The organism is Paenibacillus sp. UNC499MF, from assembly GCF_900107975.1.
Lineage (GTDB): Bacteria > Bacillota > Bacilli > Paenibacillales > NBRC-103111 > Paenibacillus_F.
In genome coordinates this window covers 329,309-352,263 of sequence record NZ_FNVF01000002.1, presented here as the reverse complement: position 1 = coordinate 352,263, position 22,955 = coordinate 329,309, and the positions used below count along the sequence as shown (strand labels likewise).

Here is a 22,955-nt window from a genome sequence, read left to right as displayed (position 1 = left end):
TATATCATGCTTATTGTTTTTTTTCAGCCAGCTTCGCTTTCATGGCTGCAAGCTCGTCGTCGATGCCGTCGTTCTTGCCGAGCTGGTCCAGCTCGTCGTCCAGGCTCTTGCCTTTGGAACGGAGTTCGCCGCTTGCTTGCGCTTCAGCTTCAAGCTGCAGAACCTTCTCGGACATGCGGTCGAAGCCTTTCGCCGCGTTGTCGGTTCCGAAACCGGACATCGCCTGGTTGATGTGCTTCTGGGCTTTCGCCGCTTCGGCACGGGCGATCAGAAGGTCTTTCTTGTTTTTCATTTTCGAAAATTCGTCTTTCATTTCGGCCAGCTGATTGCGGAGCTGATCGGCATTCGTTTTGGCGATATCGTACTGGCGTTTCATTTCGTCGAAGCGGGTCTGATGCTCTTTCTTGTCTTCCAGCGCGCGGCGGGCGAGGTCTTCGTTGCCCTGCTCCAGAGCTTTCATGGCCTGTTCCGAACGCTTGCCGACCATTTCTTCCGCTTCTTCGTACTGCTGCTTGAATTTCTTCTCGATCGCGATCTGCTTGGCTACCGCCACTTCCGCTTCCTGAATGTCCTGCTCCATGTCTCTCAGGAACTGGTTAAGCATTTTTACCGGATCTTCCGCTTTATCGAGTAAATCGTTCATCGAAGCCATCGTCAAGTCTCTAAGTCTTTTAAAAATTCCCATTTGGAATTCCCTCCCGCTTTCGTTTGAATTGTGCTTTTATAACTTTCATACTTTTTCATACGGGGGACCTGCAAGAACGTTTCAATCATTTCCAAATATTTTTACGAAACTTCCGTTCCGTTATTTCAATTCAACCACCGTCACGCCGTTGCCGCCCTCGTTATAGGCCCCGATCCGGAAGCTCTTAACATGCTTGTGTCTGCGCAGATAGTCCTGGATGCCCGTCCGCAGCACACCCGTTCCTTTGCCGTGGATAACATATACCTGGGCGAAGTTGTTCAGGAACGATTCGTCCAGGAACCGATCGAGCTCCATGATGCCTTCTTCCACATTGGTTCCGCGAAGATCGACCTCCATGCGGATATTGTCGTCCCGGGTTCTTTTAACCGTGGCGGCCACCTGCTGAACCGGTTTTTTCTGAGGCGAAGCCTTGATCACTTCCAGATCGGTCTTGTTGACCTTCATCTTCATAATGCCCAGCTGCACGGTCACTTCCGACGAATTCACGATTTCCACGACGTGGCCTTTCTGGCCGAGGCTCACTACGCGTACCTCGTCACCCGGCTCAACCTCCGCCTTGCTCCGTTCGGGACGCTTCGCTCCGGACTTGCGGAGCTTCGGCTCGGCCTCGTCCAGGCGGCGTCGCGCTGCGATCAGCTTGTGATCCTTGATCGCGCCGGCCTCCTCTTTCGCCAGACGCCGCAGGTCGGCGATGATCTCTTCCGCTTCGCGGCGGGCCTTGGCGATCGCGTCCTGCGCTTCGCGCTCGGCCTTGAGCAGCACCTTGTCGCGCTGCTCTTCAAGCTTGGCGCGGTCCGCGGAGAGCGCCGCCCGCAGCTCTTCGTTCTCGCGGCGGATCTGCTCGGCGCTGTGACGCTCCGCTTCGGCGGTCAGCCGGTTCTCCTCCAGCGAGGCGATCATCGTCTCGACGCGCTGGTCCTCGTCGCTGACCTGTCCGCGCGCTTTGTCGATAATCGCGCGGGGAAGACCGAGACGCTCCGCGATCGCGAACGCGTTGCTGCGGCCGGGAACCCCGACGAGCAGGCGGTAAGTCGGGCTCAGCGTCTGCACGTCGAACTCCATGCTGGCGTTGATCACGCCGCGGCGCTCGTAGGCGTACGCCTTCAGCTCGCTGTAGTGAGTCGTCGCGATCATGCGGCAGCCCATCCGGTGGATGTTCTCCAGCAGCGAGATCGCAAGCGCGGATCCTTCCGCCGGGTCGGTTCCCGCCCCCAGCTCATCGAGCAGGACGAGACTCTTCGGCGTCATATCCCGGAGGATACCGATAATGTTCGTCATATGGCTGGAGAAGGTACTCAGGCTCTGCTCGATGCTCTGCTCGTCCCCGATATCCGCGAAGATGCCGTCGAAGACGCACAGCTCGCTTCCTTCCTCCGCCGGGACGAAAAGTCCGGACATCGCCATCAGGCTGAGCAGACCGACGGTTTTCAGAGACACCGTCTTACCGCCGGTGTTCGGTCCCGTCACGATAATCGTCGTGAAGCTCCCGCCGAGCTCCAGATCGATCGGCACTACCTTATCGAGCGGAATCAGCGGATGACGAGCTTTTTTCAGCTTAAGAAAGCCCCGGTCGTTCAGCTTCGGCAGCGTCGCCTTCATTTCACGGGCAAGTCCCGCCTTGGCGAACGTAAAATCAAGCTGCGCGAGCAGTTCGACGTCCGAGAGAAGGTCTTCCTCGATTTCCGCAACCTGCGCCGTCAGCATGCGGAGAATTTTCTCCACTTCGGCTTCTTCCTTAAATTTCAGCTCGCGGAGCCGGTTGTTCAGTGTAACGACCGCTTCCGGTTCGATAAACAGGGTAGCTCCCGAAGCGGACTGATCATGAATCATGCCGCCGAACGAGGAACGGTATTCCTGTTTGACGGGAATGACATAGCGGTCTCCCCGCATGGTGACCAGCGCGTCCTGCAGCATTTTCTGCACGGAAGGATTGCGGATCATCTGCTCCAGCTTCTCGCGCACCCGAGATTCGCCGGTCCGCAGCTCGCTGCGCACGCGGGAAAGCTCGCTGCTCGCGCTGTCCATCACCGCCGCGTTGTCGTCGATGCAGCTTTTGATCCGGTCCTCGGTCTCCTTGTTGTCGCTCAGCAGTTCGGCCCAGCTCAGCAGCATGGGAACCGGATGCTGTTCATGCATCGTCTCCAGAAACTTGCGGAGCCTTCGGCCTCCGTAGATCGTAGTCGCGATATCGAGCAGCTCGCTCGGGTTAAGCATCCCGCCCACTCTGGCCCGGTGCACAGCCGCTCGGATATCGCGGATTCCCCCGAAAGGCGCCCCGCCTTTAAGACGATCGACGGCGAAGGCCTCATCCGTCGCCTGCAGGCGCAGCTTCACTTCTTCGAAATCTCCGGTAGGCTTGACCTCCGCCGCTTTAGCCGTTCCCAGCGAAGTGGCCGCATGGCTGCTCAGTTTATGTGTGATTTTATGAAATTCCATTGTGTTAAACGTTTTGGTATTCAAAGCATTCTCCCTCATCACATCTAGTATGATCTCTTTATTATATCCAATCCGGGACGACGAAGCTATGGAGAGTTCTTTTATAACCTCCGGTTCATGCGAAAGCGCGGAAACGGGCATGCTAAAGACGCGCATCCTGCCATGACTTGGCGGCGGTACGTTTACGTGTCCGGTCCCCGTGCCCCAAGAAACATGGAGCCCGATTCGAGCGTGGAATGGAGCAGGCCGCAGCCTCGCGCCGTTTTCGTCAACAAATCAAGGAGGTGCCTTTCCGATGCGATTTCTCGGTCATGTGATCAGATTTATCGTTTCCGCACTGGTTTTGATGGTTGTCAGCTGGATCGTTCCCGGTTTTTCAGTGGGCGGGTTCGTAAGCGCCCTGCTGCTCGCTATCGTCATCGCCGTGCTGGCCTGGATTATCGAAAGCATCTTCGGCAGGCAGATTACACCGTTCGGACGGGGTATCGTAGGCTTCCTGACAAGCGCGCTTGTCATCTGGCTGTCCCAGTTCATCGTTACGGGCGTACGCGCCTCCATCATCGGTGCGATCCTTGCCGCTCTTGTCGTCGGAATTGTCGATTTGTTTATTCCGGTTTCTCCGTTCGACAGAAAAGACAACCGGCGCAAAAGCACGCACTGACCGGCGGGATGACGCGGCCGGATTCACGCTCTTCCGAGCGGGATCCGGTCTTTTTTATTTTCCTCATGTCTTCGGGCATCTTCCTCCGCACCGGATCTTTTTCACATCTTATTCGATGATTTGTCATAAAGGGTTCACTTGTTAGCCGCTGACTTCCCCGCCTTCAGGGTGTATGATGAGGGTGTATGAAACAAAGGGAGGGAAATTTATGAAAAAAACAGCAGCACTGCTGATGGCACTGGTCCTGGTATTCGCTCTGGCCGCCTGCGGCAAGAAGACGGATACGGCGGCAACGGACGCTAACGCGACGGCAAGCCAGGAAATCACGCTTCAAGCTTCCAACTGGAAATTCGATCAGCCTGAATATAAAGTCAAAAAAGGCGAGCCCCTGAAAATCAACCTGGACATCAAGGAAGGCGTTCACGGCGTGTCGATTCCCGATTTGAAGGTCAGTCTCGACAACAACAGCAAGAGTAAAGTCGTTACTCCTGAAAAAGCCGGCACTTACAACATTCTGTGCAGCATTCCTTGCGGAAGCGGCCACTCCACAATGACGGCCAAGCTCGTTGTAGAATAAAATAAACCCGCCGGTAATTTCCGGCGAGTCTAAAAAAGGCTTGCGGTTACGTATCATGGATACGTCCGCAAGCCTTTTTTATTTGCCTTGGCGGGTGCAGGCGCAGGTGACTCAGGGAGCACCATCCTGTGAACGCCGCCGTGCGGCTCCGCAGCGTATGAACGCTTTTTCCCCAAAAGAGCGATCTGTCATCAGTCCGTCACTTCTGTCAAAGGACAAGGAATCTAAGCGCCGGGATCGTTTTTTCTCCTTCTTCGAAGCAGGGTAAAAATACCGAATGCGGCCAGAGGCGGCAGGATGGACACGTAATACAGCCCGCTTTCGTTCAATTCGACCGAAGTGAGATGCCATTCTCTGGCGGCCAGATACCCGATGGCGAAAGTCAGCATCGTCAGGCTTAGCTGCAGCGGCACGAGGGGCATCCCGATTTTCTGGCGGAATTCCCCCAGCCCCTTCAAGGCTCCCATCCGCAGCAGAAGTCTCACCGGAATGCTCAGCAGCGTTTGGGCGAAAATCAGCAGCAGAGCCAGGCTGAGCAAATCTTCCGACTGCTGGAACCAGACACTGTCGGGCAGGAATGTCCCCGCACTGAGAAGAGCCGCATAGACGCACACGAACATAATCAGCAGCGGCAGCAGGAAAAAGAACGTCACGGCCAAAGCCGTTAATACCGACTGCAGAAGGGCGGCGCCCTCCGCTTTTTGTTTTCTACGAATCCATACATAAAACCAACCCAGACATGCTGCAGCCATGATGCAAGCTGTTGTCACAACGCTGCCGGCGGCTAACGTCTGTTCCATACGGTTTCTCCCTCCCTTGCTCCACAATCGCATCGTCGTCGCTCGCCGTGACGGAAGCAGGCTTAGGCGGGAGTGCCGCGCGCATCTGCGTAGTCTTGCTTTTACGAGGAGTACCGGTGCAAATTCCAGCAGCCGCGCTTGACGCCGACCGGATCGCTGGAGAGCCGATTAAAATGAATAAAAAACCTCCCATACGGGAGGAGTATCTCTTGAACTTACAAGCTCCGCTGCCACAATTTCCGGGCCCATTCCATAACGTCATTCAGGATATAAGGAGCAAACCGGGACTGGCCCAGCCTGTCTTGAACGTAGTCGGACGGCAAAATCGTCATGATGTGAACCGCAACCGCGGCAATCACGAAAGCTTCTATCGCTCCGAGCAGCGCTCCCGTCACCCGGTTAACGGTATGCAAACCAGGCAGCCGGGCAATCAGGTTGAGCATTCTCCCTCCGATTCCGAGGGCAAGCTTGACCAGAAAGAACAGCAGGGCGAAAGAGAGGGCATTGGCGATATAACGCTCCAAATTCAACCCTTTTACCAAAAACTCATATTTATCATAACCGGAAAAAGAAGAAAGGGAAAGCCATTGCAGTAAATACGTGGCAACGGGCTCGTAAAAACGGACGGCGACGTACAGGGCGATAAACAATCCGGCAATTGAAACCAGCTGGGAGATCAATCCCCGCGCATAGCCGACGACAAGCCCTCCGGCGATAAGCACGAGGATAGACCAATCCAGTACATTCCAGGAAGGAAGAGTCATTATCCTTTCGGTTCTTCCATCACAAGCTGAATCCATTCGTTGTACTCCGTTTGAAGCTTCGAATACTCGTCCTGGAGCTTGCTGTGCTCTTCCTGCAGCTCATCCCAGCGTCCCTTCGTCTGTTCATGCAGACGGCTCATTTCTTTGAGCCCCTGCTCCGCTTGAAGGTGAGCCTGTTCCAACTCCTCCAACTGGTGCCGGAGAAGTCCGCTCCGCTTAGCTTCCGTTTCCAGTTCTTCCGTAATCCGGGCCACTTCCTGACGGAGCTGTTCGGTCTCTCCGCGCAAACCGCCAAGCTCTCCGAGGCTGGCGCGTTCCTGATCGGCCTGCTCGTCCATAAGCTGGCGGTACGCGTCCAGCTCTTCCTGCAGAGACCGGCGTTCCCGCATCGAGCTCTCCAGCTCCCGGCGGATGGCCTGCTCCTGCATTACCTGCTCGTGAGCCATCTGCTGGGTCGCGGCCACTTCGCGCAGGGCAGCCGTCAGCTCGCCATTGAGCGCCTCTCCGGATGCCTTCGCCCGGTTCAGCTCCTCGCGCAGCTCTGCCTCTCTAGCGGACGCATCCTCCCGGGCGGAGAGCGCCTCCTGCAGTTGTTCGGCAAGCTCTTCCGCTTTGCGCCGCTCTTCGGCGGACTTGTCACGCTCGGCGGCAAGTTCGCGTACCGCAGCTTCGCGGGCGGCCTCCAATACGGCGGCCGTCTCCTGCAGCTTGGCCGCTGCCGCGCCCTGGCCCTTCTCCAAATCTTCGAGAAGCGCTTCGGCATCCCGGCGTGCCTGGTTCAGCTCGGCCCGGATCGTTTCTTCGCGTTTAAGGGCCGCTTCCAATTGAGCGGCAAGTTCCGCTGCCGCGAGCCGCTCTTGAGCGAAACGGCCGCGTTCGGACGCAAGCTCCTTGTCGGCCTTCTCCCTGGCGGCGGCTACCTGGCTCAGCATGAGTTCACCCTGCTTGAGCGTTTCAGTCAGCTCTTCCTTAAGGGAAGCTTCCAGCTTGGCGCGGTCCTCGCGGGCGCGTTCCACTTCCGCACGCGCTTCCTCCAGCGCCTTCTCCGCTTCACGGAGTCGTCCGTCCGCGGCGCTTTGACCCTGCTCCAGGTCCTCCAGCAGCGCCTCGGCGTCCTGACGCGCCTGCCCAAGCTCCGCGCGCAGTGCTTCTTCGCGCTCTTCGGACGCTTGAAGCCGGGCCGCCATTTCCTCCCGCAAGGAGGCTGCGCGGGCTTCCGCTTCCCGCTCCGCAGCTTTCGCGGCGTCGGCGGCATTCGCGGCGGCAGCCGCTTCCTCCTGCGCGGCGCGCAGGGCTTCGGTCACTTTCCGCAGCTCCTCGTCCGCCGCGGATTTATCCTGCTCGAGATCTTCGAGCAGCGCTTCGGCATCCTGCCGCGCCTCCGTCAGCTCCGCCCGGAGCGTTTCGACAAGCTTCGCGGCCGATTCGCGCGTCTGCAGCGCTTCCTGCCGGGACGCTTCGAGCGCCTCGGAAGTTTCGCGCAGCTTGGCCTCCACAGCGGCCTTCTCCATCTCGGCCGCTTCACGCGCCGCTCTGTCCCGCTCCGCGGCTCCCGCCGTCTCCAGCAGCTCCCGCTCGGAGCGTTCGCGTTCCGCGGCAAGCTCGCGCCGGTAGGCCGCTTCGGCCTCCCGCTGTGCGGAAGCCAGCTTCTCGGACGCTTCACGCTGAGCCTCCTCCAGCTTCTCCGCCGCTTCCAGCTCGGCAAACTCGATCTGTTCGGCAAGCTCTCTCCGGGCAGCCGCCAATTGTTCCGCCGTTTCGGCGCGGGAAGCTGCCAGCTCCCCGGCTTCTTTCCGGACGGCCGCAAGCTCCTGCTCTGTCTCGCGCAGGCGGGCCTCCGCAGCTTCTTTCTCGCGTTGAACCGCCAGGCGCGATTCCGTTTCCCGTTCGGCCGCTTCCATCGCTTCCAGCAAATCCTGCTCCGCTCTCTCGCGCTCTTCCGCCAGCTCCCGGCGAAGCGCTTCCTGGGCGGCCTCCGCCTCGCGGCGTGCCGCTTCCAGCTTCTCCGCCGTCTCCTGGCGGGCGGCTTCCAGCTCCTGTGCCCGGCGCTCCGCGGCCAAAAGCTTCTCCGCCGCAGCGTTTTCCGCGGCTTTCAGTTCAGCCGCCGCTTCTTTGCGCAGAGCCTCCAGACGCTCTTCCGCCTCCAGCTGAGCCAGTTCCAGCTCATCCGCGCTTTCCCGCTTCAAAGCTTCCAGCTGTGCCGCGGCGGCTTCCCTCTCCGCCTCCAGGCCGGCCGCTTTAAGCTCCGCGGCTTGCAGAGCTTCGGCAGCTTCACGCAGCTTGGCCTCGGCGTCGTCTTTCTCGCGCTGGACCGCCGCACGCGCTTCGGTTTCCCGCTCAGCGGCTTCCATCGCTTCCAGCAGCTCCCGCTCGGCCTTCTCGCGCTCCGCCGCCAATTCCTGCCGGAACGCTTCACGCGCGGCCTCCGCCTCACGCTGCGCTTCCTCCAGCTTGTCCGCCGCTTCCTTGCGGGCCGCCTCCAGCTCCTGCGCTTCACGTACGGCGGCTTGAAGCTTCGCGCCGGCTTCGCGCCGCGCTTCCTCCAGCGCCGCTGCCGCCTCACGTCTTGCGGCGTCGAGCTGTTCTTCCGCTTCAAGCTGAGCCAGCTCCAACTCTTCGGCTCCTTGGCGCTTCAAAGCTTCAAACCGCTCGGCGTTTTCGCGCTCCAGCGCTTCCAGACGTGCCGCTGCTTCCTGCTTCTCCGCTTCCAAACGCGCGGCCGTTTCTTGTTTTTCCGCTTCCAGTCCGGACGCTTTCAGCTCCAATGCCTGAAGGGCCTCTGTCGCTTCACGCAGCTGCGCTTCGGCAGCCTCTTGGCGACGCTGAGCCTCCTTGCGCGCCTCGCTTTCCTGTTCCGCCGCTTCCATCGCTTCAAGAAGCTCTTGCTCGGCCCGCTCACGCGCCGCCTCCAGCTCCTGCCGGAAAGCCTCGCGCGCGGCTGCCGCCTCACGCTGTGCTTCTTCGAGCTTGGCTGCCGCCTCCTTGCGGGCGGCCTCTATCTCTTCGGCCTCGCGCACGGCCGCCATAAGCTTGGCAGCCGCTTCATTCTCGGCTTCCGTCAGTTTGGCCGCCGCTTCACGCCGCGCGGTCTCCAGCTTTTCCTCGGCTTCCATCTGAGCCAGCTCCAGCTCTTCGGCGCTTTGCCGTTTAAGAGCTTCCAGCTGCGCATCAGCCGCCTTCCGGGCCGCTTCCAGTGCGTCCGCTTCCCTGCGGAGTGCTTGGAGCTGCTCTTCAGCTTCAAGCTGCGCCAGCTCCAACCGCTCGGCAGACTCTTTCTGCAGAGCCTCAAGCTTTTCCGCCGCTTCCAGACGGGCTGCGGCCAGGCTTTCCTCCGCTTCCTGCCGGGCCGTTACAAGCGCTTCTTCGGCATTCCGCAGCCTTGTTTCGGCTGCCGCTTTCTCATTCTCTGCCGCTTCCCGCACCGCTTTAGATTCAAGGCGTGCTGCTTTGAGAGCTTCCGTAGATTCGCGGAGCTCTTCTTCCGCGGCAGCCTTGTTCGCCTCCAGTTCTTCCAGAAGCGCCTCCGCATCTTTACGGGTCTTTTCCAGCTCTTCGCGGATTTCTTCCAGCTGATCCTCCGCTTCCCACAGACTTTGCTCACGCTGTGCGACTTGTTCTTTGCCTTCGACCAGCTCCCGCTGCATATGCTCCCCGCGCTGTTTCATCAGCGCAAGTTCGGCCCGCTGCGTCTGCTCGCGCTCCCCGGCTTCGCGGAGCTGTTCCTTCAAGCTCTCTGCCGCCGCCTTTTCCCGCTCGGCTTCCTCCAGCAGCGCTTCGGCGTCTCTCTGCGCCTGCTGAAGCTCGCTGCGCAGCATTTCCTCGCGCTCGGCGGCCTGCTGCGCGTCGGCATTCAGCCGTTCTTCCCTTTCCCGGCTTTCGTCGACTTCCAGTTTTGCCAGCTCAAGTTCATCCTTCAGCAGGCGAACCTGTTCCTCCGTATTTTTCTGCTCGCGGACAAGCTTCTCCAGCTCGGCTGCGGCCTGCTGTCCTTTCTCCTCGGCTGCGGCTTTTTCAAGCTCAAGCTCTTCCAGCAGGGCTTCGGCATCCTGTTTCGCCTGGTCCGCTTCTTTACGAACCGCGGCTTCTCTTCCGGCGGCTTCCGCCAGTTCCTGCCGAAGCTGCTCCATCTGCCGGTTCTGCTGCTGCTCACGCTCTTTGGACGCCTGCAAATCGCGCTGGACTTGCTCGCCGCGCTGTTTGACCAGCTGCAGTTCGGCCCGCAGGGTCTGCTCCTTCTCTGCGGCTTCCTGGATTTGCAGAAGCGCGGCCGCCGATTCTTCTCTCGCCTGACCGGCCGCCGTTTTTTCCTGCTCCAGCTGCTCCAGAAGCGATTCGGCATCGCTTTCCGCCTGTCCGATTTTGCTCTCCAGGGTCTTGATTTGCCCCGCCGCCTGCTCCAGCTCTTTTCTCAGCTGATCGGCCTGACGGGCGTCTTTTTCCATTTGCTGCTTGAGAGAAACCTGCTCCCGCTGGAGCTTCTCCGTATTTTGTCTGGCCTGCTGAAGCTCGGCCTTGAGCAGTTCTTCCCGCTTGGCTCCCTGCTGGGCCTTCTCCTTCGACGCGTTCAGCTCACGCAGATTCTGTTCCGCGCGCTGCTTCGTCTGCTCCAGGGATGCCGTAAGCTCCTGCTGGCGCTTGGCGGCCTTCGCTCCCTGCTCCCGGGCCTCCGCCAGCTCGGCTTTGCGCAGCTGCTCTTCCTGCTGGGCTCTTTCGAGCTGCCCCCTGGCCGTCTCCACCGCGGCGTCGGCTTTGGAAAGCGCACGCTGCAAATCGTTCAGCCGGCTTTCGGTCTCGCTGAATCTCTGCTCGACTTTAGCTTTCTCATCCGTCAGATTAACGGCCGCCAGCACGGCGATTTTGTAAGTGTCGAGTCTCGGATAGCTTTCTGCGATCTGCACCATCTGGGCATTGACTTCCGCCGCCACTTTACGCACATAGCCGGGGCTGTTACTGGCTTTCAGCTTGTATTCATTTCCATATATATCAACGATGATTTTCGTTTTTTCTTCCGAATTCATGAGATATCCTCCTTCGGTTTAAACACTCGAATCCGGCCGCCTGCATGGCGGTTCCGGTTGAAGACATCGGACTTTTCCATTTGTTTCCTTGTTTTATAGAAAAAAGCCGGTCCATCGAAAAAGAATTCGATGCGACCGGCCCTATTTCCTTCCGTAGCCTTTATATTTCAGCGAAAGATCACTTGCGGAGCTCGGCTCCGAAAGCCGATTCCAATGCCGCCACGACACGCGCATGCGTTTCCGTGACTTCTTCGTCCTGAAGCGTGCGTTCGGGATGACGGTATACAAGCGCCAAAGCGACGCTCTTTTTGCCTTCACCCAGACGTTCACCCGTATAAACATCGAAAACGCGGATGGTTTCCAGCAGCTCGGACGCCGTCGCCGCCGCCAGGCGTTCCAGATCGCCTACCGGAACGGCCGTGTCCACGACGAGCGCCATATCGCGTCCTACCGATGGGTAGCGGGGAAGTATGCGATAGTCCACTTCGAAATCGGCATGCTGGAGAAGCGGATCAAGCTCGGCTTCCAGCACATAGGTGTCTTCAAGATCCCGTTTCTTCTGAAGTGTCGGGTGAAGCTGTCCCATGTAGCCGATGGACCGGCGCTCTCCATCCGGAGTGAGCAGGAACAGCTCCGCCGTGCGTCCCGGATGGAAACCTTCCTTCTGTGCGGACCTGAACTCGATAGTTACGCCCAGGTAGGACAGCACTCTTTCCAGAACGCCTTTCAAGTCGTAGAAATCGGCTTTGCGGGCTTTCTGTCCCCAGTGAGCGCCGCTCCAGTTACCGGTCATCGCGATGCTCAGCAGACGCTTTTCCTGCGGCTGTGCGGTCAAGGCAGTCTCCTTGGACAGGAATACCGTGCCCGTTTCGAAAATCGCGACATCATCGTTGTTCCGGTTTCGGTTATAGCTCACAACCTCGAGCAGATGAGGAACAAGAGAAGTACGCAGCGCGCTGCGGTCCTCGCTCATCGGCATCGCAAGCGGGATCGGCGTGTATTCCGGATATAGACCCGGATAGTCGGCGGCGTTTTCCCGCTGTCCCAGCGTGTACGTGATCACTTCGTGCAGACCGCTGCCCGTCAGCAAACGGCGGATCGTCCGGCGAAGGGACTGCTCGCGCGTCAGGGAACCGGGAGTCGTTACGCCGGTCATCAGCGTCGTCGGAATGTTGTCGTAGCCGTACAGGCGCGCCACCTCTTCAATGAGGTCAACGTCACGGGTAATATCCCCCCGGCGGCCCGGCACGTGAACGATGAGAGAGCCTTCGTCGAGCAGTCCGTATTCGAGACCGAGACGGTCGAAAATTTCTTTGACCTGCTGCAGCGAAAGATCTGTCCCGAGGTACGTGTTCACCCGGTCCAGCTTCAATGGAATTTTGACGCCGGAGTAGGCTTGAACGGTCTCCTGCACGATTCCCTGGGCTACCTGGCCTCCCGCGCAAAGCACGAGAAGAGCCGCCGCACGGTCAAGCGCGGGAATGACCGCTTCCGGATTGACTTCCTTCTCGAAACGGAGGCTTGCCTCCGAACGCAGACCGAGCTGACGGGACGTTTTGCGGACGGAAGGACCGGCAAACCGCGCAGACTCCAGCAAAATCGAAGTGGTGCTTTCCGTCACTTCGGAATTGGCTCCGCCCATAACGCCCGCGATCGCGATAGGTTTGAAGGCATCGGTTACGAGCAGCATGTGCGGCTCCAGTGTGCGCTCCGCATCGTCCAGGGTAACCAGCTTTTCCCCTTCCTTCGCAAGGCGGACCTCGATTTTGCCGCCGGCTACCTGTTCCGCGTCAAACGCGTGCAGAGGCTGGCCGTATTCCAACATCACGTAGTTCGTAACGTCTACGATGTTGTTGATGGGCCGGATGCCCGCCGCCATCAGGCGGTTCTGGAGCCAAAGCGGGGACGTTCCGACACGGACGCCCTCGATGAGGCGAGCCGCATAATGGGTACACTGCTCGGGAGCGGCGATCGAAACGGAAATTTTATCTTCGGCTTTGACGGTGCTGAAATCCACGTTGACGTTGCGTCCCTCTTCCGGCAGCTTTACCGGACGCCCGAGAATGGCGCCGATTTCGTAAGCCGTGCCGATCATGCTGAGGCAATCCGAACGGTTCGGGGTCAGCTCGAGCTCCAGAACTTGATCGCTCAAGCCCAGCACGTCCGTGACCGGTTTCCCGATTTCGGTATTTTCCGGAAGAACGAGAATGCCTTCCTGAATTTCCTTCGGCAGCAGTTTATCGTTCATGCCCAGCTCTTTGGCCGAGCAGATCATGCCCTGGGATTCCACGCCGCGAAGCTTGGCGCGCTTGATTTTGAAATCTCCGGGAAGTACGGCGCCGATTACGGCAACCGGAACCTTTTGTCCGGCATCCACATTTTTGGCTCCACAGACGATCTGCAGGTCCTCACCCGTTCCGACATCGACCGTACAAACGTTGAGTTTGTCCGCATCGGGATGTTTCGTCTTCGATTTGACAAAGCCGACGACAACGCCCGACACGCCTTTGTTCAGCGATTCGACAATGTCGACTTCGATACCGCTCCGTGTCAATTTATCTGCAAGGTCTTCAGCCGTGAAGCCTTGTACGTCTACATATTCCGACAGCCATTGATAAGATACTTTCATCGTCTTCTCCTCCTTCTCTCCGGTTTATAGGTGGACGAACTGCTTCAGGAAGCGCAGGTCGTTCGTATAGAAATTACGGATATCCTCTACTCCGTATTTAAGCATCGCTACACGCTCGGGTCCCATGCCGAAAGCGAACCCGCTGTATTCGTTTGGATCGTATCCGGACATTTCGAGCACCTTCGGGTGAACCATGCCGGAGCCCAGAATTTCGATCCAGCCGGTCTGCTTGCAGGTCCGACAGCCTTTGCCGCCGCACATCATGCAGGACACGTCGACTTCCGCACTCGGCTCGGTGAACGGGAAGAAACTCGGGCGCAGGCGGATTTGCGTCTGCGGGCCGTACAGCTCGCGCACGAACTGGAGCAGCGTCCCTTTCAGATCGCTCATGCGAATGTTCTTGTCGATGACAAGCCCCTCGATTTGCGTGAACTGGTGGGAGTGGGTCGCGTCGTCATCATCGCGCCGGTACACTTTACCCGGGGAAATGATTTTGACCGGCACGGCTCCTTTGCGGCCTTCCATCGTGCGGACCTGGACAGGCGACGTATGCGTGCGGAGCAGGAGCTCCTCGGTGATGTAGAACGAATCCTGCATATCGCGGGCCGGGTGGTCCTTCGGCAGATTCAGCGCTTCGAAGTTATAGTAATCGCGCTCTACTTCGGGCCCTTCCACGACGGTGAATCCCATCCCGATAAAAATGTCCTCGATCTCTTCGACGATCTTGTTCAGCGGATGAACGGCTCCCTGTACGGACGGGCGGCCCGGCAGGGAAACGTCGATCGTTTCGGCGCGGAGGCGGTTTTCCGTTTCCTGGCGGTCGTATTCTTCCTGCTTCGCCGCGATTACTTCTTCGATCGCCCCGCGGACGTCGTTGGCCACCTGGCCGATAACGGGACGCTCCTCTGCGCTTAACGCGCCCATGCCGCGCAAAATTTCGGTAAGCGGCCCTTTTTTGCCCAAATACTTGACTCTGAGATCATTCAGCTCCTGCTGGCTGCCCACGGCGGCCAATTCCTGCAGCGCTTGTACTTTTAACGCTTCCAAACGTTCTCTCATGTGTAATCCCTCCTTTAGATCTGGCAACCCTTGACGGTTTCCGGACAACAAAAAAAGCTTCTCCGCCCGGTAAGGGACGAAAAAGCCGTGGTACCACCCTTGTTAGACCGCCTGCTGCGCAAAATGCCTTCCTGGAAGGTCATCCGCCTCTGACGTGTCTCACTCTTCGAAATAACGGTTCGTAGCCGGTACTCTCTACTGACCGGCCTTCAGGCCGCTGTTCAAGAGACTGCTCGGGAGCGAACTTCGGCAGCCTGGTTCCACGGGGACGCTCTCAATCTCCGGCGTCTCCTCCCTGTCAGGAAGCACTGCGTACTTTTCTCCTTCATTGCATTTGCTATGGAATTGGTTGCTGCGTTTAACTATGCCACCTATTATATGAAAATCGGCGCGGCGTTGCAAGCCCATTCAAAGCCCGCTTCCCTTGATTTAAAAGAACATGGTGCGGTTACGTAAGAAGCTTGAGCCCTACGGCCGCCGAAATAATCATGGCGATAAACACGATGCGGCGCCAGTCTTTGGACTCGCCGAACATAAACATGCCCAGCAGTGTGCCCCCACACGTGCCGATTCCCGTCCACACGGCGTAAGCCGTTCCCATCGGGATGGATTCCATGGCATAAGACAGCAGCGAAAAACTGAGGCCGAAGCCAAGGAAAAGCAGCGCGTAAGCCCAAATCGTCTTCTTCTGCGCGATTTTGTTCATGGCGAGTACGCCGAAAATTTCCGAACATCCCGCCAATATGAGTGCGGCCCATGCCATCAGGAATTCACTCCTTTCGCCGGTTCTTCCGGTTCGGGTTCTTTCGTTGTGATTTTAAGCCCGATCACACCCCCGAGCAGAATCAGGATAAAGACAATTTTCAGCCAACTGATCGGTTCCCCGAACACGATCGTTTCCGCAAGGACCGTCCCCGCCGTGCCGATCCCCGTAAATACCGCGTACACCGTTCCTACGGGCAGACGGCTTGCCGCCATCAGCAGCACCCAGAAGCTGAGCAGGATAGCGGCTCCGGTCAATATCCAGGTAAACGCGTCATGCGCATGTTTCAGTCCCGAGACCCAGCCGATTTCCAGCAATCCCGCCGCCAATACATATAACCAGTTCCGATTCATAATCGAGTTACCACTCCTTTTTTCCCCGTATGCTCATGAAGGCTCATGAATGGGAAATTCCCCGCCAGTAAACATCCCACGAAGCCTCCAGCCTTCTGTCGTAGCTTTCGGCCGTTCCGTACAGCAGTTCCACAATGACCCCGTCCATCAGACAAAGAAAGGCCGCGGCGGCTTTGTCCGGGTCCACGCCGATTGCCGAGCGGTCGGCCTTGAATACGGAGGTCAGCTGCTCCTCCATCCGGGACAAGTACGTATAAGAAAGGTCGATCGTTTCCTGATACATCGAGGTCGGCGGAAAGTACATCATCCGTATCCAGAATTTCGTCGAACCGTTATGCTCGTACTTGCTGCGCGTATGGGACAGAAGCTTATACAGCTTGCGGTCCAGCGCCTCTCCGCCTGTCTCCAGATGGGAAGCGGCAAATTCCAGCTCGCCGCGCGACGCGTCCTGCAGCACACTGAGAAACAATTCCTCTTTGCCTTTAAAGTGTGCGTAGATGGAAGGCGTTTTTATCCCTACGGCTTCCGCGATATTCGCCATGGAGGTGCCTTCGTAGCCCTGGGCGGCAAACAAATCGAGCGCGGCCGCTTTGATCCGTTCGGGAGTATTCATGAGCCTCATTCTCCTAACTAACATTAGTTAGGGATAGTATGTCACATTTTCGCTTTGGGATCAAGCGCATTTTGACTTTGCCCTCATTTTCCCGTTAAATGAAAGAGAATATACCGTACGGATTCCGGGTCCGGCACGGTCAAATACGCACGCGGGAGGCTGAAACGATGAAATACCGCACACTCGGCAAAACGGGATTGAAAGTGTCCGTGATCGGCGTCGGCACATGGCAGTTCGGCGGCGAATGGGGACAAGATTTTACGCAGGACGAAGTGGACGCTGTCCTTGACAAGGCAAAAGAACTCGGGATCAACCTCATCGATACGGCGGAATGCTACGGCGATCATTTGTCGGAATCGTTTATCGGCAATTATTTGAGCCGCCGGGGCCGTGAAGGCTGGGTCGTGGCGACCAAGTTCGGCCACCATTATCATGACCGGTTTAAACGGGACGAGCGTTTTTCGGCGGAAGATATGATCGGGCAGCTCGACGCCTCTTTGAAAGCGTTGGGAGTGGACTACGTCGACCTGTACCAGTTCCATTCGGGAACGGATTCCGTGTTCGACAACGACGCGCTCTGGACAGCGCTGGACAAACAGAAGCAGGCGGGCAAAATACTTCACATCGGCACATCCATCGCCAAAAACGACAACCTGCATCAGGTGGCCGCCTCCACGCAGGTCGGTTCGGAAGCGATCCAGGTCGTGTACAACCGGCTCGACCGCGCGCCCGAAGAGAGCGTATTCCAGTCGTGCCTGCAGCAGAACCTCGGCGTGCTTGCCCGCGTTCCTCTCGCAAGCGGCTATCTCAGCGGCAAGTACAAGCCGGGAGCCACTTTCGCGGCCACCGATACGCGCCACCGCCACGATCCTGCCGAGACGCAGCGCAAGCTCGAGGAAGTGCAGCGCATCCGCGAGCACGAAGTGCCGGAAGCGATGGACATGGCGACGTGGGCCCTCGCGTGGTGCTTGAAGCATGACGCGGTCAGCGCCGTCATCCCGGGCTGCAAAAACGTCGCTCAAGTCGAGAGCAACGCGAAAGCGGCGCAGTATCTGAGCGACAACCACCCGCAAGCATGGACGGAAGAAGCGGAAGCTTCCGGCGCATGATTGCGCACGCAAAAAAGCCTATCCGGTTTATCGGATAGGCTTTTTGCGTTGCCGTGCGGCAGGTGCGGGCCCAGGCCTCCCCGAAAGAAGGCAATTGTTTGCGCCGGAATTGTTTACCGGGTTTCGATTGCGGGTTATAAGTCTTAACGAAGAACATTCAGATTGGGGGAGAGTCTCTTGAAAACAAAACTCGGCCTGCTTGCCGCCGTTTCGTGTCTGGCCTTGACAGCATGCGGCGACTATAAGGAGCAAGCATCCCCGCTCTTCCAGGGAGCTGCCGCAGACCGGTCTTCCAATGCCAAAGCGCCGCGTTATGCCGCGCCCCTCGCTCAGGAATACTCCAAAGAAGATACCGTTCAAATCGGCGATGCGAAAATAAAAATAAGCAAAGTGGAAAAGTTTACGGAGCAGGGTCCGGAAACGCCCAATCTGCCGGACGGCGAATTTGTCGTGGTGACGCTGAATATCGAAAATTCGGGCACCAAAGAGCTCGCGTACAATCCGTACAGCTTCGAAATGGCCAACAGCCGCGGGATGACCAGCGATAAAGTTCTCGCTTCCTTCTCCGGTGAGACCGGCCTCAAATACGGCGAGCTGGCACCGGGCGCCAAAGTTTCGGGTACTCTGGTGTTCGAGCAGCCCAAGGGCGATCCCAAGCTCCAGCTTCTTCACAAAGAAGACGCGGGGCCCGACAAGGCGGTAAAAATCAATCTGCAATAAACGCGCGATAAATAGCCCGAAAAAGCAAATGCCCTGTTCCGCCGCCGGAACAGGGCATTCATTTTTTCAGGACCGGCTGCATCTCGTTGCTGTAAGCATGCTCTTACTTAGCATCACCTTGCCGGCGTTAGGATTCTTCTCCGGGCAGCCAGTCCGGCTTCAAAGAAACGGCCGGTTCCTTCCCGCAAGGTTCCCCCCTGAATAGGCTTCAGGCTTCGTCTTAAAACTTCGCCCCGGCCTGCTTCTCCACCGCGTCTTTGAGCATCATGTACACATCGCCGTCGCTTAATTTCTCTTTGTTGGCGATGGTGCCGAGAGTCGCTTTGCTGAGCAGCCCGCCGCTTTCCAGGGCGGCCTGGGCTTCCGCGGCCTCCACCTTCAGTCCCGCGGCCAGCGCGATCGTGTAGCTTGCCTGCTGCAGAGTCAGCGTTTTCTTCGCCGGCTCCTCCATTCCTTTCACGGCCGCGGAGGGATCTCCTTGGAAAGAAGCGGCAAACATCCGTCTTACGCTGTTCATCTGGTTAACCATCCGCTGCGCATTCGACGGATTATCCAGTTCCTTAAAGCCGACGTTCGCATAAGAGCCGTAAGCGATGCCCATGGATACCGCCGCTTTCAGGCCGGGATACGCTTTATGCTTCATGAAAGGCGCATCATCCAGCTTGTAAGGCTTAAGGTCCATCCCCTGGCCGTTCAGCCGCTTTTGCAGCTCTGCGATCAGGGATTCCGATTCCGCCATGGCGCGGAAGGTCGTTCCCTTCTCCGCGGCCAGCTTGGCCGCTGCCCCGGCCGCTTCTCCTTCGGCCATGCCGACGGGGATGACGCGGGCGCTGCCGTGCGCCAGCGTGTCGTAGCTGGCGCTCCGGCCGACGACGAGAAGGCCGTCGACGTTCTGCGGCACGATACTGCGGAACGGAACCGCGTACTTCGTCGGATGAACGACGACCGCGCCGTTATCGTTAGGCGACGTTCTTTGGATATCCGCCGGATAAGATCCGAATGCGATCCGGTCCCACTGATCGCGGTTTTCCAGCAAATCCACAACGCTGAGCCTGTACAGCCCCTCCATGTGGCGGGTCTCGCGCACATAAAGCTCGGGAGCGATGCTGTCCAGCTCGACGTTTTTGAATTCATCGAACGTTTTCAAATACTTGACGACATTCGGAATTTCCTTGGCGGCGATCTCCAGCCCTTCCTGCTGGGATTTCGCATTCAAGCCGTCGATATTGAAAATATGCAGCGCATTGATCAGCACCGTACCGTCGAGCTGTCTGCCGATATTGAGTCCGCGCATCTTCATCCGTTCTTTATTCAGCGGCACATAACCCGCCATCTCTTTGCCGTAGCCCCAGGCGGACATTTTGTCGAGGCCCGTATCCTTATCATTGTCGCCGTTCAGCCTTTTGGCCACCTTGGCCCATACGTCGTCCGTGACATTTTTCAGCCGGAATACGGCCGTGACGGCCATCCGGGCTTTTTTATCCCCGATATCCTCCCGTCCGATCGTAAAAGGCACTCCCGCGGCCGCGGCGAAATCCGCATCCTGGGTCGCGTCGATTACGGTATTGGTGCCGATGGATTGCTTCGTCCCATCCTGCTTGGTGACGGTAATGCCGGTTACGGACGAGCCGTTACCTTCTTGCTTAAGGACCGGCTCCACGCTGAAGCCGTCCATGGACACATCAATATTTTTCTCATCCTGCACCAGCTTGTTGAACGCGTTGGCCGCTGTCGTTACGTCAAAGGAATGACCTTCGATTTTCTCGTACCATTCTTTGAAAATGCCCTGGTTGAAATACTCGGGCTCTTTGCCGGGAAGGGTCGAGACGGTTTTATCCCAGTTCATATCGATGCTGTTCAGCCAGCCTTCCGTCATAAGACCGCCCAGAACCGTACGCTTGCGGGGCTCGATCAGAAGGGTCTTCAGCCCGCTGCGGGCCGCGGACACGGCCGCGCTGACGCCCTCGGGGTCCGTGCCGACCACAACAACGTCATAGCTGTCTTGCAGCTTTTCGGCCGATGCGACCTTCGTCAGCTCCTGCTTGGCCGGAAGCGGTCCCCCGACAGCGGCCTTCCATTTGGAGGAGTAATAATACCAGCCTCCACCGGCACCCGCCAGAAGGACTAGGACAAGAACAAATAAAACACTTTTTTTGCCTGTAAAAAAGGAACGGAACATATTGCACCTCGTAACTTTCATTTTCGTTTTCTTTGTTTTCATTTCATCGTTACAGAACAGAGGCCCTCTCTGCCCGCCTGTTTTTCCACAACAGAACCGCACGCCGGGCCAGGATACAATCCAGAATGATAATTAGAGGCATCATCGTGACGTTGTAACGATAATCCGCCACAAATCCGAGACGGATCAGGCTCATCGTGACGATCACTAAAGCCAGTAGCGCTGCGGGTTCCCTCCAGCGCCTCAGTGCAGCCAGAACGGCTATGGCGCCGGACAGCACAAGCGTGCGGTGAAGCAGATTCGCGTTGAACGGGAGCACCGGATAATACGGCTGGTGACCGCCTCCGCGGTAGACGCTCTGGTAGACGTACTGCATTTTCCCGATCGTATACCATTTGATAAACAACCCGGGCTGCGCCGAGAAGCCCGCTTTCAAGCGGGCTACCGCCAGCTCTTTTTCCGTTTTGCCCGCGGGATCGACGAGACTCTCGTCGTTAAACGTATTGTACGGATACGTTCCCGCCCTGAACGGATTTTCCTGGGCCGCCGTCGCGACCCATTGATGCAGCGTAACCGCATTGCGGATCCACCAGGGCGCAAGCAGCAGCACAACGGCCGCGGCGGAACAGGCAAAGAGCCGGATCGTCCGTTTCCTCGCTTCTTTGTCCCGGAGCCACTGGAATGCGAAAGCCAGAGCTATCAGCGGCAGAAATTCCGGGCGTACCAGCACGGTCAGGCCGAGCCAGATTCCCGCAGCGGCAGCCCGTCCGTAAGACGGCGCATCGAATACCCGGATCTGGGCAAGCAGGTATCCCATCAGGAGGAATATCGCCAGCACCTCGGTCAGAACGGCCCCGTTGGCCCAGACGAGCGGTGGGTATACGGCCGCGATCAGAAGGGCGGCGAGCGCCGTCCGTTCACCGGAGAACCTTCTCGCAATGCGGTAGACGAACCCCAGCGTGATCAGACTCAGCAGCGCCTGGATGTACCTTACTAATGGAAGCGGGTTGTGCTCCTTATAACCCGCTATCTCGTACACCGCTGCCAAAAAAATCGGATAACCGGGCGTCACAAGCGCGTTCGGAGTCTCGCTGTTATACGCGTACACTCCCGTCTCCAGCAGTTGTCTGACCATCGTATCGTAATTCAGCGAGTCGTGAGGCATCTCATGATCGGCCGAACGGAGAAAATCGATTCGCAAATATGCCGCCAGCACAAAAATTACCGCCAATGCGGCCCAAACCCGTTTTTTACGATTCATGATGCTGCTCCTTTCGGATACCTCATGTTTTCCAGTATACAAAAGAGATTTTAAGGCGCGGTTTAGGAGCGCTTACCGTCCGCTTAAAGCATTCTTAAGAAAACTTAAGGATTGTGCCCGCCCGATACAAAACGGTACAAAAAAAGAAGGCCCCGGTTATCGGCCTTCCTTAGCTGTCTGTTCCGGGTTGTCCTGGAGGCTGCAGGGGGAGCCGCGTTTCGAAAACCGTCTGCTTCCGCTGGCTGCGCGCCGCTATCTTCCCGCCGTGCATCTCGATGATACTCTTGGCGATTGCCAGCCCAAGGCCGGTTCCGCCGGTCCGGGCCGATCTTGATTTCTCCGCCCGGTAAAACCGTTCGAAAATATACGGCAGGTCGGATTCCGGAATGGGCGCGCCGTAATTGACAATTTCCACGACAGCCTCCTGCCCGCTGCGGCTGATTCTGATATCGACGATCTTCCCTTCGCTGCCGTACCGGACCGCGTTGGAGATCAGGTTCTCATAAGCCCGGACCAATTGGCTGCCGTCCGCCCGGATATAGAGCGTATCGTCCTCCGCGGTCACCCGGCACGTCATGCCCGCTTTCGTCAAAATCGGGACGAACTCCTCCGCCAGCTGTTTCAGAAAGCCGTAAATGTTCACCCGCTTCATTTGAAGCTCGATGCCTTCGCCGGGCAGCGACGTGTATTCGAACAAGTAGTCGATGAGCTTGTTCAAATTTTTCGTTTTCTCAAAAGCGATGCGCGTATAATACCGGAGTTCGACCTCATCCTTATACCGGTCCGTCTCAATCAGCTCCAGATAGCCCAAAATCGACGTAAGAGGGGTCCGGAGATCGTGCGAGACGCCCGTGATCAGTTCGTTTTTCGTCCGTTCGGCTTTTCTTTCCTCTTCGATGGACTTTTTCAGCTTCCGGGTCATGACGTTGATCGTTTCCGCCACCTCGCCCAGCTCGTCGGAAGAACGGGCCGCGATTTCATAATCGAGGTTGCCCTTCGCGATTTCCTGCACGCCTTGTGTGATCTCTTCCAAATACCCGATAATCTTGCGGCTGAACATAAAAAAATAAACAAGAAACAGCCCGCCCCCGACCACGACCATTACGGGAGTAGAACCGATGTTGTTGACGACCCAGCGGAGGGGTCCGGAGTAATAGCTGAGGCCGATGACCGATTTCACTATCCGGTAAGCGAGAAGCACGGTTCCCGCAGCGAACACAATGCTGAGAATAAAGACGAAAATAAACTGCCAGCGCACGGTGTGGATAAATTTGTTTTTCAAGTTTGTTCACTCCAGTCTTGCCGCT

General features: G+C 57.7%; 17 protein-coding genes. 4 read left to right on the top strand and 13 right to left on the bottom strand.

The window, feature by feature from the left end; genetic code table 11:
• Nucleotides 1–10: 10 nt before the first annotated feature.
• A complete protein-coding gene (locus C4S74_RS06735; protein WP_103994578.1) occupies nt 11–685 on the bottom strand; it encodes a PspA/IM30 family protein in 675 nt (224 codons plus the stop codon).
• A gap of 120 nt (nt 686–805) precedes the next feature.
• Nucleotides 806–3,166, bottom strand: a complete 2,361-nt coding sequence (locus tag C4S74_RS06730) for an endonuclease MutS2 (RefSeq protein WP_374755394.1) — start codon at nt 3,164–3,166, stop codon at nt 806–808.
• A gap of 271 nt (nt 3,167–3,437) precedes the next feature.
• On the opposite strand from C4S74_RS06730, the gene C4S74_RS06725 reads away from it, so the two are divergent.
• Together C4S74_RS06725 and C4S74_RS06720 are read left to right on the top strand one after the other, a co-directional pair.
• A complete protein-coding gene (locus tag C4S74_RS06725) occupies nt 3,438–3,803 on the top strand; it encodes a phage holin family protein (protein ID WP_103994576.1) in 366 nt (121 codons plus the stop codon).
• 208 nt (nt 3,804–4,011) lie between these two features.
• On the top strand, nt 4,012–4,380 hold the full coding sequence (locus tag C4S74_RS06720; RefSeq protein ID WP_103994575.1) for a cupredoxin domain-containing protein: 369 nt from the start codon (nt 4,012–4,014) through the stop codon (nt 4,378–4,380).
• A gap of 224 nt (nt 4,381–4,604) precedes the next feature.
• Here C4S74_RS06720 and C4S74_RS06715 read toward each other — a convergent pair whose 3' ends face one another.
• The 8 genes from C4S74_RS06715 to C4S74_RS06675 all read right to left on the bottom strand — a co-directional run bounded on the left by C4S74_RS06715 (nt 4,605) and on the right by C4S74_RS06675 (nt 16,379).
• Nucleotides 4,605–5,180, bottom strand: a complete 576-nt coding sequence (locus tag C4S74_RS06715) for a hypothetical protein (protein WP_103994574.1) — start codon at nt 5,178–5,180, stop codon at nt 4,605–4,607.
• A gap of 215 nt (nt 5,181–5,395) precedes the next feature.
• Nucleotides 5,396–5,944, bottom strand: a complete 549-nt coding sequence (locus C4S74_RS06710) for a CvpA family protein (protein WP_258042415.1) — start codon at nt 5,942–5,944, stop codon at nt 5,396–5,398.
• Entirely contained in the window at nt 5,944–10,962 is a 5,019-nt protein-coding gene (locus tag C4S74_RS06705; protein ID WP_103994573.1) for a hypothetical protein, read from the bottom strand. The genes C4S74_RS06710 and C4S74_RS06705 overlap by 1 nt, the downstream gene beginning before the upstream one ends.
• A 178-nt stretch (nt 10,963–11,140) precedes the next feature.
• Complete coding sequence (gene pheT / locus C4S74_RS06700; RefSeq protein ID WP_103994572.1) at nt 11,141–13,591, bottom strand: phenylalanine--tRNA ligase subunit beta; 2,451 nt, start codon at nt 13,589–13,591, stop codon at nt 11,141–11,143.
• A gap of 24 nt (nt 13,592–13,615) precedes the next feature.
• On the bottom strand, nt 13,616–14,650 hold the full coding sequence (pheS, locus tag C4S74_RS06695) for a phenylalanine--tRNA ligase subunit alpha (protein WP_103994571.1): 1,035 nt from the start codon (nt 14,648–14,650) through the stop codon (nt 13,616–13,618).
• 448 nt (nt 14,651–15,098) lie between these two features.
• Nucleotides 15,099–15,413, bottom strand: a complete 315-nt coding sequence (locus C4S74_RS06685) for a multidrug efflux SMR transporter (protein WP_103994569.1) — start codon at nt 15,411–15,413, stop codon at nt 15,099–15,101.
• Nucleotides 15,413–15,766, bottom strand: coding sequence for a multidrug efflux SMR transporter (locus tag C4S74_RS06680; RefSeq protein ID WP_103994568.1), 354 nt, complete (start codon nt 15,764–15,766; stop codon nt 15,413–15,415). Before C4S74_RS06680 ends, C4S74_RS06685 begins: the two co-directional genes overlap by 1 nt.
• A gap of 43 nt (nt 15,767–15,809) precedes the next feature.
• Entirely contained in the window at nt 15,810–16,379 is a 570-nt protein-coding gene (locus C4S74_RS06675; protein ID WP_103994567.1) for a TetR/AcrR family transcriptional regulator, read from the bottom strand.
• 167 nt (nt 16,380–16,546) lie between these two features.
• Here C4S74_RS06675 and C4S74_RS06670 point away from each other — a divergent pair, with 167 nt between their 5' ends.
• A complete protein-coding gene (locus C4S74_RS06670; RefSeq protein WP_103994566.1) occupies nt 16,547–17,488 on the top strand; it encodes an aldo/keto reductase in 942 nt (313 codons plus the stop codon).
• 177 nt (nt 17,489–17,665) lie between these two features.
• Nucleotides 17,666–18,208: a DUF4352 domain-containing protein gene (locus tag C4S74_RS06665; RefSeq protein WP_103994565.1), complete on the top strand. Its 543-nt coding sequence runs from the start codon at nt 17,666–17,668 to the stop codon at nt 18,206–18,208.
• A gap of 220 nt (nt 18,209–18,428) precedes the next feature.
• Here the strand turns inward: C4S74_RS06665 and C4S74_RS06660 are convergent, their stop codons facing one another.
• The 3 genes from C4S74_RS06660 to C4S74_RS06650 form a co-directional block, all read right to left on the bottom strand.
• The gene (locus tag C4S74_RS06660) at nt 18,429–20,387 is read right to left on the bottom strand and encodes an FAD-dependent oxidoreductase (protein WP_103994820.1); all 1,959 of its coding nucleotides are present in this window, start codon (nt 20,385–20,387) and stop codon (nt 18,429–18,431) included.
• Between the two features lie 49 nt (nt 20,388–20,436).
• Nucleotides 20,437–21,648, bottom strand: coding sequence for a glycosyltransferase family 39 protein (locus tag C4S74_RS06655; protein WP_103994564.1), 1,212 nt, complete (start codon nt 21,646–21,648; stop codon nt 20,437–20,439).
• Nucleotides 21,649–21,817: 169 nt separating this feature from the next.
• Nucleotides 21,818–22,930 carry a cell wall metabolism sensor histidine kinase WalK gene (locus C4S74_RS06650; protein WP_103994563.1) on the bottom strand — a complete coding sequence of 371 codons (1,113 nt, stop codon included), beginning with the start codon at nt 22,928–22,930 and terminating at the stop codon, nt 21,818–21,820.
• Nucleotides 22,931–22,955: the final 25 nt, after the last annotated feature.

Bases quoted from the DNA above. Each gene is read 5' to 3' on its own strand.
- C4S74_RS06685 (WP_103994569.1), bottom strand. From the start codon at position 15,413: ATGGCATGGGCCGCACTCATATTGGCGGGATGTTCGGAAATTTTCGGC.
- pheS (WP_103994571.1), bottom strand. From the start codon at position 14,650: ATGAGAGAACGTTTGGAAGCGTTAAAAGTACAAGCGCTGCAGGAATTG.
- C4S74_RS06670 (WP_103994566.1), top strand. From the start codon at position 16,547: ATGAAATACCGCACACTCGGCAAAACGGGATTGAAAGTGTCCGTGATC.
- C4S74_RS06715 (WP_103994574.1), bottom strand. From the start codon at position 5,180: ATGGAACAGACGTTAGCCGCCGGCAGCGTTGTGACAACAGCTTGCATC.
- C4S74_RS06710 (WP_258042415.1), bottom strand. From the start codon at position 5,944: ATGACTCTTCCTTCCTGGAATGTACTGGATTGGTCTATCCTCGTGCTT.
- C4S74_RS06655 (WP_103994564.1), bottom strand. From the start codon at position 21,648: ATGAATCGTAAAAAACGGGTTTGGGCCGCATTGGCGGTAATTTTTGTG.
- C4S74_RS06735 (WP_103994578.1), bottom strand. From the start codon at position 685: ATGGGAATTTTTAAAAGACTTAGAGACTTGACGATGGCTTCGATGAAC.
- C4S74_RS06725 (WP_103994576.1), top strand. From the start codon at position 3,438: ATGCGATTTCTCGGTCATGTGATCAGATTTATCGTTTCCGCACTGGTT.
- C4S74_RS06675 (WP_103994567.1), bottom strand. From the start codon at position 16,379: ATGAATACTCCCGAACGGATCAAAGCGGCCGCGCTCGATTTGTTTGCC.
- C4S74_RS06720 (WP_103994575.1), top strand. From the start codon at position 4,012: ATGAAAAAAACAGCAGCACTGCTGATGGCACTGGTCCTGGTATTCGCT.
- C4S74_RS06705 (WP_103994573.1), bottom strand. From the start codon at position 10,962: ATGAATTCGGAAGAAAAAACGAAAATCATCGTTGATATATATGGAAAT.
- pheT (WP_103994572.1), bottom strand. From the start codon at position 13,591: ATGAAAGTATCTTATCAATGGCTGTCGGAATATGTAGACGTACAAGGC.
- C4S74_RS06680 (WP_103994568.1), bottom strand. From the start codon at position 15,766: ATGAATCGGAACTGGTTATATGTATTGGCGGCGGGATTGCTGGAAATC.
- C4S74_RS06660 (WP_103994820.1), bottom strand. From the start codon at position 20,387: ATGTTCCGTTCCTTTTTTACAGGCAAAAAAAGTGTTTTATTTGTTCTT.